General features: G+C 71.5%; 10 protein-coding genes. 7 read left to right on the forward strand and 3 right to left on the reverse strand.

What is annotated here, in order from left to right:
* Positions 1-287: 287 nt before the first annotated feature.
* The 4 genes from CCZ36_RS19935 to CCZ36_RS19950 all read left to right on the forward strand — a co-directional run bounded on the left by CCZ36_RS19935 (position 288) and on the right by CCZ36_RS19950 (position 6,920).
* On the forward strand, positions 288-1,229 hold the full coding sequence (locus tag CCZ36_RS19935) for a DUF3027 domain-containing protein (protein ID WP_176734504.1): 942 nt from the start codon (positions 288-290) through the stop codon (positions 1,227-1,229).
* Positions 1,230-1,599: 370 nt separating this feature from the next.
* A complete protein-coding gene (locus CCZ36_RS19940; protein ID WP_128819635.1) occupies positions 1,600-4,812 on the forward strand; it encodes a sacsin N-terminal ATP-binding-like domain-containing protein in 3,213 nt (1,070 codons plus the stop codon).
* 175 nt (positions 4,813-4,987) lie between these two features.
* Positions 4,988-5,854, forward strand: a complete 867-nt coding sequence (locus CCZ36_RS19945) for a DUF5707 domain-containing protein (protein ID WP_069735398.1) — start codon at positions 4,988-4,990, stop codon at positions 5,852-5,854.
* 190 nt (positions 5,855-6,044) lie between these two features.
* Entirely contained in the window at positions 6,045-6,920 is an 876-nt protein-coding gene (locus CCZ36_RS19950; RefSeq protein ID WP_164873530.1) for a calcium-binding protein, read from the forward strand.
* A 77-nt stretch (positions 6,921-6,997) separates the two neighbouring features.
* Here CCZ36_RS19950 and CCZ36_RS19955 read toward each other — a convergent pair whose 3' ends face one another.
* Positions 6,998-9,466: an HAD-IC family P-type ATPase gene (locus CCZ36_RS19955; RefSeq protein WP_128818261.1), complete on the reverse strand. Its 2,469-nt coding sequence runs from the start codon at positions 9,464-9,466 to the stop codon at positions 6,998-7,000.
* Between the two features lie 106 nt (positions 9,467-9,572).
* Positions 9,573-9,896 carry a DUF2530 domain-containing protein gene (locus CCZ36_RS19960; RefSeq protein WP_128818262.1) on the reverse strand — a complete coding sequence of 108 codons (324 nt, stop codon included), beginning with the start codon at positions 9,894-9,896 and terminating at the stop codon, positions 9,573-9,575.
* Positions 9,897-10,106: 210 nt separating this feature from the next.
* Between CCZ36_RS19960 and CCZ36_RS19965 the strand changes: the two genes are divergently transcribed.
* Positions 10,107-11,561, forward strand: a complete 1,455-nt coding sequence (locus tag CCZ36_RS19965; RefSeq protein ID WP_128818263.1) for an NCS2 family permease — start codon at positions 10,107-10,109, stop codon at positions 11,559-11,561.
* Here CCZ36_RS19965 and CCZ36_RS19970 read toward each other — a convergent pair.
* Entirely contained in the window at positions 11,554-11,787 is a 234-nt protein-coding gene (locus CCZ36_RS19970) for a hypothetical protein (RefSeq protein ID WP_032749464.1), read from the reverse strand. The genes CCZ36_RS19965 and CCZ36_RS19970 overlap by 8 nt on opposite strands.
* A 134-nt stretch (positions 11,788-11,921) precedes the next feature.
* On the opposite strand from CCZ36_RS19970, the gene CCZ36_RS19975 reads away from it, so the two are divergent.
* Together CCZ36_RS19975 and CCZ36_RS19980 are read left to right on the forward strand one after the other, a co-directional pair.
* Positions 11,922-12,362, forward strand: coding sequence for a MarR family winged helix-turn-helix transcriptional regulator (locus CCZ36_RS19975; RefSeq protein WP_006126571.1), 441 nt, complete (start codon positions 11,922-11,924; stop codon positions 12,360-12,362).
* A gap of 132 nt (positions 12,363-12,494) precedes the next feature.
* Positions 12,495-13,829, forward strand: a complete 1,335-nt coding sequence (locus CCZ36_RS19980) for an MFS transporter (RefSeq protein ID WP_128818264.1) — start codon at positions 12,495-12,497, stop codon at positions 13,827-13,829.
* The last annotated feature ends 46 nt before the right edge of the window (positions 13,830-13,875 follow it).

Consider the following 13,875-nt stretch of genomic DNA (forward strand, 5'->3'; position numbering starts at 1 on the left):
GCCGGTCGCCGGGGGGAACGGATACGGCTCGTTTGGGACGGGCAGGTGGGCGCAGGGCGGCGGAGAGGGTAGCGTGCGTAACGCGCCACCGGCGGTTGTTCTTGGCCGCGCGCCTCTCGGCGATCCCGCAGAATGGGTGGCAGAAGGCGCGCCCGAGGCAGGCACAACGGGTGTGGACGTCGACGCGGCCCCCAGGTCCGCTCCGCCCGCACCTGTCTGGCCGAAACGGCAATCGTGCAGCAGCTGGCGCGCTCGTGAGACTGGCGTATGGAGAGAAGCGAAGACCTGTGAGTGCTGCGACGACCACGCGAAGCCGTACGACCCGTGCGAGCCGTACCCCCGTTCCCGACCGCCTGTGCGCCGAGGCGGTCGACCTCGCTCGCTCGGCCGCCGAGGAGGCCGCCGCGCCCGGGGTGGTCGGTGAGCACGTCGGCGTGGTCTCCGAGGGGGACCGTGTCGTCACGCACTACTTCGAGGCCAAGGAGCCCGGCTACCGGGGCTGGCGCTGGGCGGTGACGGTGGCGCGGGCCTCCCGCGCGAAGAACGTCACCCTGGACGAGACGGTGCTGCTGCCGGGGTCGGACGCGCTCCTGGCCCCGGAGTGGGTGCCGTGGAGCGAGCGGCTGCGCCCCGGCGACATGGGCCCCGGGGACCTGCTGCCCACCGAGGCGGAGGACCTGCGCCTGGAGCCCGGCTGGACCGGCGAGGACGAGCCGCCGCCGAACTCCGTGGTCTCCGAGGAGCTGGCGGAGCTGGTCGACTCGGAGGACGCCGAGCTGACGGACCGGCCGGTGGCCGCGACCAGCCGGGGTTCCATCGCGGCGGTCGCCGAGGAGCTGGGTACGCGCCGGGCACGGGTGCTGTCGCGGTACGGGCTGTACGAGGCGGCCGACCGCTGGGACGAGGCGTTCGGGCCGAAGACGCCGATGGCCCAGGCGGCCCCGGCGACGTGTGTCAGCTGTGCGTTCCTGATCCCGATGGCGGGCTCGCTGAAGCAGGCCTTCGGGGTGTGCGCGAACGAGTTCGGTCCGGCGGACGGCCATGTGGTGTCGCTGGCGTACGGGTGCGGGGGGCACTCGGAGGCCGCGGTGATGCCGGCGCCGCCGAAGCCGGCGCCGCATGCCATGGACACGATGCGGGTGGACGCGTATTCGCTGCGACCGGAGCGGGGCGAGGGGTCGGTGCCGGCCGAGGCGGACGGCGCGTCGGAGGACTTGGGCCACTCCTGACGCTCCTGCCCGCTGAGGGGGCCGGGCTCGCGGTGCCCGGGCATCGCGGTGCGCCTTCGGCCCGTCCGGCGCGTTTTCCAGCCCGTCCGGCCACCCGAGCCCTTCCGGCGTCGGGTGAGCAGATCCAGCCCGTCCGGCGATGGAGGACGGAACCGTCGACGTGGTCCCGGGTGCCACCGCAGGGTCCCGCGCACCAGGTGCCTGTCAGGTGACCGCTGCCCCGGTCAAGGGTGCCGTCCTCAAACGCCGGACGGGCTTGAAGCGACCGCCGGTACGGCACGGGCGGCCGGCGCGGTACCTTCGGGCGCACACTGGGTCGCACAGGGATACGCGGGCCACCCACAACGCGGACGGAGTCGAGAGCGTGAGCATGAAGGCGACCGAGGAGGCCGATCCGTTCGGGACGGCACGGCTGCGGCGCGGCGTGCTCGACGCATGGGGCGCCGGGCCCGCCCGGTTCCGGGAGGACGCCAACGCCGAGGAGGACCTCGCGCTCGGCGGCTACCGCGACCGCCTCGTCGTCGAGCTGGCCCAGAACGCCGCCGACGCCGCCGCCCGCGCCAAGGTCCCCGGCAGGCTCCGCCTCACCCTGCACCCCGCCGCCCCCGGCGACCCGGACGCCCGCTGCGTGCTGGCCGCCGCCAACACCGGCGCGCCGCTCGACGCGACCGGCGTGGAGTCCCTGTCCACCCTGCGTGCCTCCGCCAAGCGCGAGGGCCACGAGTCCGCGGTGGGCCGCTTCGGCGTCGGGTTCGCCGCCGTGCTCGCGGTCAGCGACGAACCGGCGGTGCTCGGCCGCCACGGCGGTGTCCGCTGGTCGCTGGCCGAGGCGCGCGAGATGGCCCGCCAGGCGGCCGTCGGCTCCCCCGGCCTCGGGGACGAGCTGCGCCGCCGCGACGGACACGTACCGCTGCTGCGCCTGCCGCTGCCCGCCGAGGGCTCCGCGCCCGAGGGGTACGACACCGTCGTCGTGCTGCCGCTGCGCGACGGCACCGCCGAAGACCTGGTGGCCCGGCTGCTGGCCGCCGTGGACGACGCGCTGCTGCTCACGCTGCCCGGCCTGGACGAGATCGTCATCGAGACCCCCGACGGCACACGGACCCTGAGCCGGTCGCAGCACGGCCCGTACACCCACATCGACGACTCCGCGCGCGGCCTGAACCGCTGGCGCACCGTCCTCCGTCACGGGCCCGTCGAGCCCGCCCTGCTCGCCGACCGCCCGGTCGAGGAGCGGCTGCGTCCGCACTGGTCGGTGACCTGGGCGGTCCCGGTCGACGAGTCCGGGGCCCCGCTCCACCCCCGTACGGCACCGGTCGTGCACGCCCCGACCCCCACCGACGAACCCCTCGGCATCCCCGCCCTGCTCATCGCCTCGCTCCCGCTGGACACCGCCCGCAGGCACCCCGCGCCGGGGCCGCTGACGGACTTCCTGGTGGAGCGGGCGGCCGATGCGTACGCGGAGCTGCTGGGCGACTGGCGGCCCGTGTCGACCGGGACGATCGACCTGGTGCCGGGCCAGCTCGGCAAGGGCGCGCTGGACGGGGCCCTGCGCGGGGCGATCCTGGCCCGGCTGCCCCGGGTCGCGTTCCTGGAGCCCGCCGCGCCCCGGGCCCCGGAGGCGGAGAACGGCTGGGCCGACGACTGGGACCGCGACCGGGACCGGGACGGTGCGGAGGAGCCCGCCGCTGCGCTGAGGCCCGTCGAGGCCGAGGTCGTCGAGGGCGTCGGGGCCGAGACCGTGACCGTGCTCGCCGAGGTGCTGCCCTGTCTGCTGCCCGCCGGCCTGGAACGGCGGACCGAGCTGCGCACCCTCGGGGTCGCCCGGGTCCCGCTGACCGAGGCGATCGACCGCCTCGCCGGTCTGGAGCGCGACCCCGCCTGGTGGCACCGTCTCTACGACAGCCTCGCGGGCACCGACCCCGACCGGCTCACCGGCCTCCCCGTGCCGCTCGCCGGTGACCCGGAGGACGAGCGGGCGGGCCGCCCGCCGCGTACCACGATCGGGCCGCGCCAGATCCTGCTGCCCCTCCCGGACGCGCTGACCGGCCCCGTCCTCGGCCGCCTCTCCCGGCTCGGCCTGAAGGTCGCCCACCCGGACGCCGCCCACCCCCTCCTGGAGAGGCTCGGGGCCCTGCCCGCCACACCCCGCGCCGTGCTGACGACCCATCAGGTGCGCGCGGCGGTAGCGGGGTCCCTCGACGCGGGCGAGATCTGGGACGAGGACGCGCTCGACGCCGACGAGCTGGCCGAGACCGTCCTCACCCTCGTACGCGACGCCGAACTCGCCCCCGGCGACGAGCCGTGGCTCGGTGCGCTCGCCCTCCCCGACGAAGAGGGTGAGCCGGCCCCCGCCGGTGAACTCGTCCTCCCCGGAAGCCCGTTCGCGCAGATCATGCGGGAGGGGGAACTCGCCCTCGTCGACCAGGAGTTGGCCGACCGCTGGGGCGAGGGCCCGCTGGCCGCCTGCGGGGTGCTCGCGACCTTCGCCCTGGTCCGGGCCACCGACGTCGTCCTCGACCCGGACGAACTGGAGCCCCGCGACAGCGACTTCGCCGAACCCGACGACGCCGGGCTGCTGGACGCCGTCGATGTCTGGTGCGAGGACCTGCTCGACCAGCTGCCCGAGACGCCCGTACCGCCGGTCGCCACCGAGATCGTCGCCGTACGGGATCTGGACCTGGTCGACGACGACGCCTGGCCGCAGGCGCTCGCGATGCTGGCTCAGCCGCCGTTGCGCGACGCGCTGACACAGCCGGTGCGGGTGCTGCTCCCGGACGGCACCACGCAGTCCGTGCGCGCGTACACCGCGTGGTGGCTGCGCGACCACCCCGTGCTGGACGGCCGTCGCCCCGCCGGCCTGCGTTCGGCCGGCGGCGACCCGCTCCTGGCCGGGCTGTACGACGCGGTGGACGCGACCGGCTTCGACGACGCCCAGGTGCTGCGGGCTCTCGGGGTGCGCACGTCGGTCGCCGCCCTGCTGGACGAGCCCGGCGGTGCGGCCGAACTGCTGGGCCGTCTCGCCGACGAGAGCCGCCCCGTCACCCCCGTACAACTGCACGCGCTCTACACGGCGCTCGCCGAACTCGACCCGGACCAGGTGACGTTGCCGGACGAGCTGCGGGCCGTGGTGGACGGGGAGGTGGTCGTGGTCGACGCGGCGGACGCCGTGATCGCGGACGCCCCGGACGTGCTGCCGCTGACGGGCGGCCTGCCCCTGCTCCCCGTGGCCCCGTCCCGGGCCGCCGAGCTGGCCGACCTGCTCCAGGTGCGACGCCTGGGCGAGACGGTCGAGGCGGACGTCACCAGCGAGGGCGAGGAACACCGCGTACCGGAGCCGGTCCGCGTCCTCCTCGGCCCCGCCACCCCCGACGCGTACATCGAGCACCCCGAACTCCGCGCGGGCGGCGTCGAACTGGACTGGCGCCGCACCCCGGACGGGGTCGTCCACGCCGCCACCCTGGAGGGCGTGGCGGCGGGCCTCGCCTGGGCGGCGGGCCAGTGGCCCCGCCGCTTCGAGGTCGCGGCGCTGCTGGAGGACCCGTCGCGCACGGAGGAGCTGGCGCGGGACCGCTGGTTCGACTGAGGGCCGGCGGTTTCCCGGGAGTGAGCTGCGGGTTCACAGAAAAGTCACAGACCGTACAACCGTTCACCTGGTTCGCCTGTCTGTTCCTGTGAGCCAAGAGGCTCATGGACCAGATGGGTCCCGCCGGGCTGACGGTACAAGCGCGCCCCGGGGCCCCTTCTCCACTTGGGGACACATGCGTATTCGTGCCACCGTGGCCGCCGTTTCCGGCGCCCTGGCCCTTTCCGCTCTCGCAGTACCGGCCGCACAGGCCGATGACGGCCGTTCGTGGTCGGTGCCCCACCCGTTCTCGGCCTCCCAGCCCTCGAAGGCGGAGTCCGGCAAGGCGAAGCGCTCGTTCGGCGCCACCGCGCAGGGTGGCTCGGCGCTGATCACCCACGCTGTCCTCAACGGCGGCAAGCCCGCCGTGGCGGGTACCAAGACGCCGCAGACCTACAGCCTGTCGATCACGGCCACCGACGACTCCGGGATCACGGACGTCTACGCCTACGTCTGGAGGGGAAAGTCCGTCGACGACCCGGACAGCATCGGCATCTACCAGAACGAGGACGTGAACGACTGCAAGGCGGTCGACGCGAACACCCTCACCTGCAAGATGACCGTCACTTTCGACCCGGCGATGCTGTACAACTCGGACGCCGGCTCCTGGAAGATCGGCGCGGCCGCCCTCGCCAACGACGGTGAAGTCATCGAGAACCACACGGCCGGCAAGACATCGCTCCAGCGGTTCTCCAAGCTGACCGTGAACGCCTCCCCGGAGCCGGTGAAGAAGGGCCAGACCCTCACCGTCACCGGCAAGCTCACGCGGGCCAACTGGGACACCGCCACGTACAAGGGCTACACCAACCAGCCCGTGAAGCTCCAGTTCAAGAAGAAGGGCGCCACGAGCTACACGACGGTCAAGACCGTCACCTCCAGCTCCACCGGCACCCTGAAGACCACCGTCAAGGCCTCGGTCGACGGCTACTGGCGCTACAGCTTCGCCGGTACGTCCACCACCCCGGCCGTCTCGGCCGCCGGTGACTTCGTCGACGTGAAGTAGCCGAAGCGGGCGTGGAGCGGTGGACGTGCGGCCGCCTCGTGTGATCTTCACGAAAAAGTCATAGACCGCACAACCGTTCGCCTGACTCGCCTGTCTGTTCCTGTGAGCCAAGAGGCTCACAGGAACAGACGGGTCCCGTCGGGCCGGCGACGCGAGCGCGCCCCGGGGCCCCTTCTCCACTTGGGGACACATGCGTATTCGTGCCACCGTGGCCGCCGTTTCCGGCGCCCTGGCCCTTTCCGCTCTCGCCGTTCCGGCCGTCCAGGCCGACGAGAAGCCGGACGCGGGCCTGAGCCTGCCTTCCGGCGCCGATGTCTTCGCCGCCGAGTCCGCGCCCGCCGCCAAGGCCCGCGCCGCCCGTGCCGCGGAAGTGCCCGTCATCAAGAAGGTCGTCGTCAACGGCGGCAAGGACATCGTGGTGGGCACGAAGTCCAAGCAGAAGTTCACCATCGCGATCACTGCCTCGTCGCCGTCCGGCATCGACGACGCGTTCGCCTACCTGTGGCACGGCCAGTTGGACAAGGTCGACGGTCTCCTCGCTCCCGCCCAGGAGGTCGGCAGCTGCAAGGTCTCGGCCGACCCGACCACCTCCACGTGCACCGTCTCGATCACGGTCGACCCGCGGTCCGACGACCTCTACACGAGCAGCCTCGCCGGCACCTGGAACGTCGCCGCCGGCGCGCTCGCGGGCAGCCGCGGCCAGAACGACTTCGTGTGGAACGACCACCATGCCAAGTCCCGCGTGCAGCGGTTCTCCAAGCTGACCGTGAACGCGTCCCCCGAGCCGGTGAAGAAGGGCAAGACCCTCACCGTCACCGGCAAGCTCACGCGGGCCAACTGGGACACCAACACGTACAAGGGCTACGCCAACCAGCCCATGAAGCTCCAGTTCAAGAAGAAGGGGGCCAAGAGCTACACGACGGTGAAGACCATCAGGACCAGCTCCACCGGCACCCTGAAGACCACCGTCAAGGCCTCGGTCGACGGCTACTGGCGCTACAGCTTCGCCGGTACGTCCACCACCCCGGCCGTCTCGGCCGCCGGTGACTTCGTCGACGTGAAGTAGCCGAAGCCGCACGGCAGGACAGACGGAAGCCCCCGGGAGGACCACCGTCCTCCCGGGGGCTTCCGTATGCCCGCGGCCTACGCCCCGAAGCGCCGCCCCACCCAGCGCCAGACGGACTCCAGCAGAACCGCCGCCGCCACCGCGATGCCGACCGCCGTCCACGGCATCGTCGTGCCGACCAGCTTCAGCGCGAAGAAGTCCTGCAGCCACGGCACCACGAGCACGATCAGGAAGCCGAGCCCCATCGACGCCACCAGGCCGATCCGCCACCAGGTGTACGGGCGGGCGATGATCGCCAGGACCCACATCGCGACCAGGAACAGCGTCAGCGTCGCCGCGCTCGTCTCGGCGTCCAGGGCGCCCTCGCCGGTGTAGTGGTGCCGTGCCACCAGGTACGTGGTGAAGGTGGCCGCCGCCGCGATGACGCCCGAGGGGATCGCGTACCGCATGACCCGGCGTACGAAGTGGGGCTGGGCCCGTTCCTTGTTGGGCGCGAGCGCCAGGAAGAACGCGGGGACGCCGATGGTCAGCGTGGCCAGCAGGGTCAGGTGGCGCGGCAGGAACGGGTACTCCACCTGGGTGCAGACCACCAGGATCGCCAGCAGCACCGAGTAGACCGTCTTGGTCAGGAAGAGCGTCGCGACCCGGGTGATGTTGCCGATCACCCGGCGGCCCTCGGCCACCACCGACGGCAGCGTCGCGAAGCTGTTGTTCAGCAGCACGATCTGCGCCACAGCCCGCGTCGCCTCCGAGCCCGAGCCCATCGAGACGCCGATGTCGGCGTCCTTGAGGGCCAGCACGTCGTTCACGCCGTCGCCGGTCATCGCGACCGTGTGGCCACGCGACTGGAGGGCCGCCACCATGTCCCGCTTCTGCTGGGGGGTGACCCGGCCGAACACCGCGTTCTGCTCGATGGCGGTGGCCATCTCGTCCGGGTCGGTGGGCAGCCGGCGGGCGTCGAGGGTGTTCTCCGCGCCCGCCAGACCCAGCTTTCCGGCGACCGCGCCGACCGAGACCGCGTTGTCGCCGGAGATGACCTTGGTGGCCACGTTCTGGTCGGCGAAGTAGGCGAGCGTGTCGCCCGCGTCCGGCCGCAGCCGCTGCTCCAGGACGACCAGGGCGGCGGGGGCGGCTCCGGCGGCCGCGCCGGGCGCGTCAAGGGCGTCGCCCTGCACACGGGCCAGCAGCAGCACCCGCAGACCCTGCTCGTTGAGCTGCTCGATCTCGGCCAGGGCCGTGTCGCCCTCGGACAGCAGGACGTCGGGCGCGCCGAGCAGCCAGGCGGAAGCCGTCCCGTCGGCCTCGGTGAACGCCGCGCCGCTGTACTTGCGCGCGGAGGAGAACGGCATCGCGTCGGTGACCGCCCAGGCGGCCTCCTCCCTCTGCGGGTACGCGTCGATGAGGGCCTGGAGGCTGGCGTTGGGCCGGGGGTCCGAGGCGCCGAACGTCCGCAGCACCTCCTCGACGTACGCCTCGTCGCTCCCGTTCAGCGGCCGGACCTCCGTGACGTCCATGCCGCCCTCGGTCAGCGTGCCCGTCTTGTCCAGGCAGACCACGTCGACCCGGGCCAGGCCCTCGATGGCCGGCAGCTCCTGCACCAGGCACTGCTTGCGGCCCAGGCGGACGACACCGATGGCGAAGGCGACGGAGGTGAGGAGCACCAGGCCCTCGGGGATCATCGGGACGATGCCGCCGACGGTCCGGGCGACGGAGTCCTTGAAGTTGTTGTCCTTCACCACCAGCTGGCTGATGATCAGCCCGATCGCCGTCGGCACCATCATCCACGTGACGTACTTGAGGATCGTGCTGATGCCGCTGCGCAGCTCCGAGTGGACGAGCGTGAAGCGCGACGCCTCCTCGGCCAGCTGCGCGGCGTACGCCTCGCGTCCCACCCTGGTCGCGGTGAACGCGCCGCCGCCCGCGACGACGAAGCTGCCCGACATCACGGGGTCACCGGCCCGCTTGAGGACCGGGTCGGCCTCCCCGGTCAGCAGCGACTCGTCGATCTCCAGGCTGTCGGCCTCGGCGACCGTGCCGTCCACGACCACCTTGTCCCCGGGGCCGAGTTCGACCAGGTCGCCGAGGACGATCTCGGAGGTGGAGATCTCGGCGGCGACCCCGTCGCGCCGCACGGTCGGCTTCGCCTCGCCGATCACCGCGAGGCTGTCCAGGGTCCTCTTGGCCCGCCACTCCTGGATGATGCCGATGCCGGTGTTGGCGACGATCACGAAGCCGAAGAGGCTGTCCTGGATCGGCGCGACGAACAGCATGATCACCCAGAGCACACCGATGATCAGGTTGAACCGGGTGAAGACGTTGGCCCGGACGATCTCGGTCATCGAACGCGAGGAGCGTACGGGTACGTCGTTGATCTCACCGCGCGCGACCCGTTCGGCGACCTCGGCGGCGCTCAGACCGTCCGGGCGACGGGGCGGCGGTGGCTCCACGGGGTGCACGGGGTCGAGTTCCGCCCCCGCGTCGATCATGGCCGGCCGGGAGGGGCCGGGGGTCTGCTCCCCGGAGGAATCGAGTGCCCGCTGCGTCATGGCTCCGACGTTACGGGCGTCGGAGCCGGATCTCCCGCCGGGGGGTCGAAGATCCGACCAGGGGAGGACGAAGTCGGTCCCGTGGTTGTACGGAGACGCGAGCGGGTCAGGCGGTCCGGTCCGGTCGGTCGTCGCTCAGCGCCCTGCCCGCCGCCTCGGCTCCGGCCGCGTCCTTGACCTCGGCCCGGGCCGCGTGGCGCTTGAGGGCGGCGTCGCGGCCGCGCACGTACCAGATGCCGATCAGGCCGAGTCCGGCGCCGGCCAGCGGGGTCCACACCCACCAGGTGTGGCCGCGGTCGGCGAACCAGCCGTAGAAGGGGAGCTGGGCGAGGAAGAGGACGAACCAGAGGACCGTGCCGCCCACGACGGTGGCGACGACGGGGCCCTCCAGGGGTTCGGGCGCCTCGTGCTTCGGTGTCCACTTCTCCATGTGTTCAGTGTATGGGGCCCGGTGCGGGCCACCCGGTCGGCGGGTGACAGGGCGGTCGGACCAAGGGTCTACGCGCGGAGATAGCGATCTTCGCTTGATGTATTCATACTGAATCTGCTTTGGGCTGGCTCGAATTGTTCGTCTGAACATCCAAATTCGATCACCTCTCGTCCTTTGCTCCGCCTCCCCTACGTACGACTGAGGTCACCCATGCCCCCCTCGGCCACCGCTCCGGTCGACTCCCCGCCCCCTGCGGATCCGCAGCCCCAGGGCAGCCTGGACCGGTTCTTCAAGATCTCCGAGCGGGGGTCGACGGTCGCCCGTGAGTTCCGCGGCGGGTTCGCCACGTTCTTCGCGATGGCGTACATCATCGTGCTCAACCCGATCATCCTGGGCAGCGCGAAGGACATGTACGGCCACCAGCTCGACAACGGTCAGCTGGTCACCGCCACCGTGCTCTCCGCCGCCTTCTCCACGCTGCTGATGGGCGTCATCGGCAATGTGCCGATCGCGCTCGCCGCGGGTCTCGGCGTCAACACCGTCGTCGCGCTCCAGCTCGCCCCCCGGATGAGCTGGCCGGACGCGATGGGCATGGTCGTCCTCGCGGGCGTGGTGGTGATGCTGCTGGTCGCCACCGGGCTGCGGGAACGCGTGATGAACGCCGTGCCCAGGTCGCTCCGCAAGGGCATCGCGATCGGTATCGGCCTGTTCATCCTGCTGATCGGCCTCGTCGACTCCGGTTTCGTCTCGCGCATGCCGGACGCCGCCCACACCACCGTGCCGCTCCAGCTCGGCGCCGACGGCCACCTCAACGGCTGGCCGATTCTCGTCTTCGTCCTGGGTGCGCTGCTCACCCTCGCGCTGATCGTGCGCAAGGTGCCCGGCGCGATCCTGATCTCGATCATCGCCATGACGGTCGTCGCCCTGGTCATCGACGCGGTGGCGGGTCTGCCGGACGGGGCGTGGGGCCTGACGACGCCGTCGTGGCCGGGCAACCCGGTCTCGGCCCCGGACTTCGGGCTGCTCGGTGAGGTCAGCCTGTTCGGAGGCTTCGAGAAGGTCGGCTATCTGACCGGCGTGCTGTTCGTCTTCACCGTGCTGCTCTCCTGCTTCTTCGACGCGATGGGCACCATCCTGGGCGTCGGCGACGAGGCGAAGCTGATGGACGAGAAGGGCCACTTCCCCGGCATCAACAAGGTGCTGTTCGTGGACGGCATCGCGGTCGCCTCGGGCGGGGCGACCTCCGCCTCCGCCACCACGTGCTTCGTGGAGTCCACCGCGGGCGTCGGCGAGGGCGCCCGCACCGGACTGGCGAGCGTGGTGACCGGTCTGCTCTTCTCGGTGGCGCTGTTCCTCACACCGCTGGCGACCATGGTCCCGTCGCAGGCGGCCACTCCCGCCCTGCTGGCGGTCGGCTTCCTGATCATCGCGGGCTCGGTGCGGGACATCGACTGGAGCGACTACACGCTCGCCGTCCCCGCGTTCCTCGCGATGGTGATGATGCCGTTCACGTACTCGATCACCAACGGCATCGGCATCGGCTTCGTCGCCTTCTCCGTGTTGCGGCTGGCCGCGGGCCGGGGCCGCGAGGTCCCGATCGCGATGTACGTGGTGTCGGCGGTCTTCGTCTTCTACTACGCGATGCCGGCGCTCGGCCTCACGTGATCGGGTCCCTGGTCACCGCAGGGCCCGTCGGCCCGCAGAGCTTCTCCGTCTCTCCGTAGAACTTCTCCGTCTCCTCGACGGCCACCTTGAAGCGTTCGTCGAAGTCGTCGCGAATGAGCGTCCGGACCACGTAGTCCTGGACGCTCATTCCGCGTTTCGCGGCGTGCTGCCGGAGCCGGTCGAGCAGCTCACCGTCTATCCGCAGGCTGAGCACTGTCGATCCCATGTCCAGCAGGGTCGCCGCCCCGGAGCGCTCTTTGCGTCACTTTCCGCTTCCAACTCACTCGTTCGGGTGATCGGAATGTACGGGAGATGCAACCGGGTGGTATTTAGATTGGGTAATGAGTTACGCTAACGAACATGCCTGACCTGATCCACGACGGCGACAGTGCCGCCGCCGTGAGCTCCCTCCGCTCCGCCGTGATGCTGCTGGGCCGTCGCCTGAAGCACCAGCGAGTCGACGAGTCGCTGAGCCCCACCGAGATGTCGGTGCTCGGCACCCTGGCCCGCTGCGGCTCGGCCACCCCCGGTGAGCTGGCCCGCAAGGAGCACGTACAGCCGCCGTCGATGACCCGCATCGTCGCGCTGCTGGAGGCGAAGGGGCTGGTCAGGCTGGAACCGCACCCCGATGACCGTCGGCAGAAGAGGGTCAGCCAGACCGAGCAGGCCGAGGCCATGCTCGCGGAGAGCCGCACCAAGCGGAACGCCTGGCTGGCCCACCTCGCCGAGGGCCTGGACGAGGACGAGTGGGAGACGCTTCGGGCCGCCGCGCCCGTGTTGGAGAAGCTCGCCCACCTGTGACCCCACGGGCGCGCCGACGGTGATCTGCCGGGCCGTATCCCCGTATACGGCCGGACCGGATCGCCGCCGGAGCGCCCGTCGTCACGTCCTCGTCGGACCGCACACCGCAGACGTACGAGGAGATGAACCCTTTTGAGTACGGGACCCGGAGCAGACTCCGCCCCCGCACCGACTTCCACCCACGAGAGCACGACCGGCGGGACCTTCTCGTCGCTGAAGATCCGTAACTACCGCCTGTTCGCCACGGGCGCCGTGATCTCCAACACCGGTACCTGGATGTCCCGCATCACGCAGGACTGGCTCGTGCTGAGCCTGACGGGTTCCGCCACCGCCGTAGGCATCACCACGGCCCTGCAGTTCCTTCCGATGCTGCTCTTCGGCCTGTACGGCGGCGTCATCGCCGACCGCCTCCCGAAGCGGCAGATCCTGCTCGTCAGCCAGGCCATGCTCGGCCTGTGCGGTATCGCGCTGGCCGTCCTGACCCTCTCCGGGGTCGTCGAGGTCTGGCACGTCTATCTGGTCGCCTTCCTCCTCGGCATGGTGACCGTCGTCGACAACCCGGCCCGCCAGTCGTTCGTCTCCGAGATGGTCGGCCCCGCGCAGCTCCGCAACGCGGTCAGCCTGAACTCGGCGAACTTCCAGTCCGCCCGGCTCATCGGCCCCGCCGTCGCGGGCGTCCTGATCACCACGGTCGGCAGCGGCTGGGCGTTCCTGCTCAACGGCCTGTCCTTCCTGGCCCCGCTCGTCGGCCTGCTGATGATGCGGAGAGACGAACTGCACGCCTCGGTGACCGTGCCCCGCGCCAAGGGCCAGCTCCGCGAGGGCCTCGCTTACGTCCGTGGTCGCCCCGAGCTGGTCTGGCCGATCGTCCTGGTCGGCTTCGTCGGCACGTTCGGCTTCAACTTCCCGATCTGGCTGACCGCCTTCGCCGACGAGATCTTCGACGGCGGCGCGGGCATGTACTCCTTCTTCAACATCCTGATGGCGGTCGGTTCGCTGGCCGGTGCGCTGCTCTCGGCCCGTCGCCGCTCCTCGCGGCTGCGGATGCTGGTGGCGGCGGGCACGGCGTTCGGCCTGCTGGAGATCGCGGCTTCGCTGTCCCCGTCGGTCTGGCTGTTCGCGATCCTCCTGGTCCCGATCGGCATGCTCGGTCTGACGACGAACATCACCGCGAACACGAGCGTCCAGATGGCCGCGGACCCGGAGATGCGGGGCCGGGTGATGAGCCTGTACATGATGGTCTTCGCCGGGGGTACGCCGGTGGGGGCCCCGATCGTCGGCTGGATCAGCGACACGTACGGCGCCCGCGTCGGCTTCGCGGCCGGCGGCGCGATCTCGGTGATCGCCGCCCTGGCCGTCGGCTTCGCCCTCGCCCGCGTCGGCGGCCTCCGCCTGAAGGTCGACCTCCGCCCGGGCCGCCCGCATGTCCGCTTCGTTCCGCGCGAGCAGCTGGCGACGGCGGCGTGAGCGAACGGAAGGCGCCCTCCCCGGGAGCGGGGGAGGGCGCCTTTCG

The organism is Streptomyces sp. S063 (assembly GCF_002832675.1).
Lineage (GTDB): Bacteria > Actinomycetota > Actinomycetes > Streptomycetales > Streptomycetaceae > Streptomyces > Streptomyces sindenensis.

What these genes read in the sequence shown, in the direction of transcription:
- CCZ36_RS19940 (WP_128819635.1), top strand. Translation starts at nt 1,600, where the DNA reads ATGAAGGCGACCGAGGAGGCCGATCCGTTCGGGACGGCACGGCTGCGG.
- CCZ36_RS19945 (WP_069735398.1), top strand. Translation starts at nt 4,988, where the DNA reads ATGCGTATTCGTGCCACCGTGGCCGCCGTTTCCGGCGCCCTGGCCCTT.
- CCZ36_RS19950 (WP_164873530.1), top strand. Translation starts at nt 6,045, where the DNA reads ATGCGTATTCGTGCCACCGTGGCCGCCGTTTCCGGCGCCCTGGCCCTT.
- CCZ36_RS19955 (WP_128818261.1), bottom strand. Translation starts at nt 9,466, where the DNA reads ATGACGCAGCGGGCACTCGATTCCTCCGGGGAGCAGACCCCCGGCCCC.
- CCZ36_RS19960 (WP_128818262.1), bottom strand. Translation starts at nt 9,896, where the DNA reads ATGGAGAAGTGGACACCGAAGCACGAGGCGCCCGAACCCCTGGAGGGC.
- CCZ36_RS19965 (WP_128818263.1), top strand. Translation starts at nt 10,107, where the DNA reads ATGCCCCCCTCGGCCACCGCTCCGGTCGACTCCCCGCCCCCTGCGGAT.
- CCZ36_RS19970 (WP_032749464.1), bottom strand. Translation starts at nt 11,787, where the DNA reads ATGGGATCGACAGTGCTCAGCCTGCGGATAGACGGTGAGCTGCTCGAC.
- CCZ36_RS19975 (WP_006126571.1), top strand. Translation starts at nt 11,922, where the DNA reads ATGCCTGACCTGATCCACGACGGCGACAGTGCCGCCGCCGTGAGCTCC.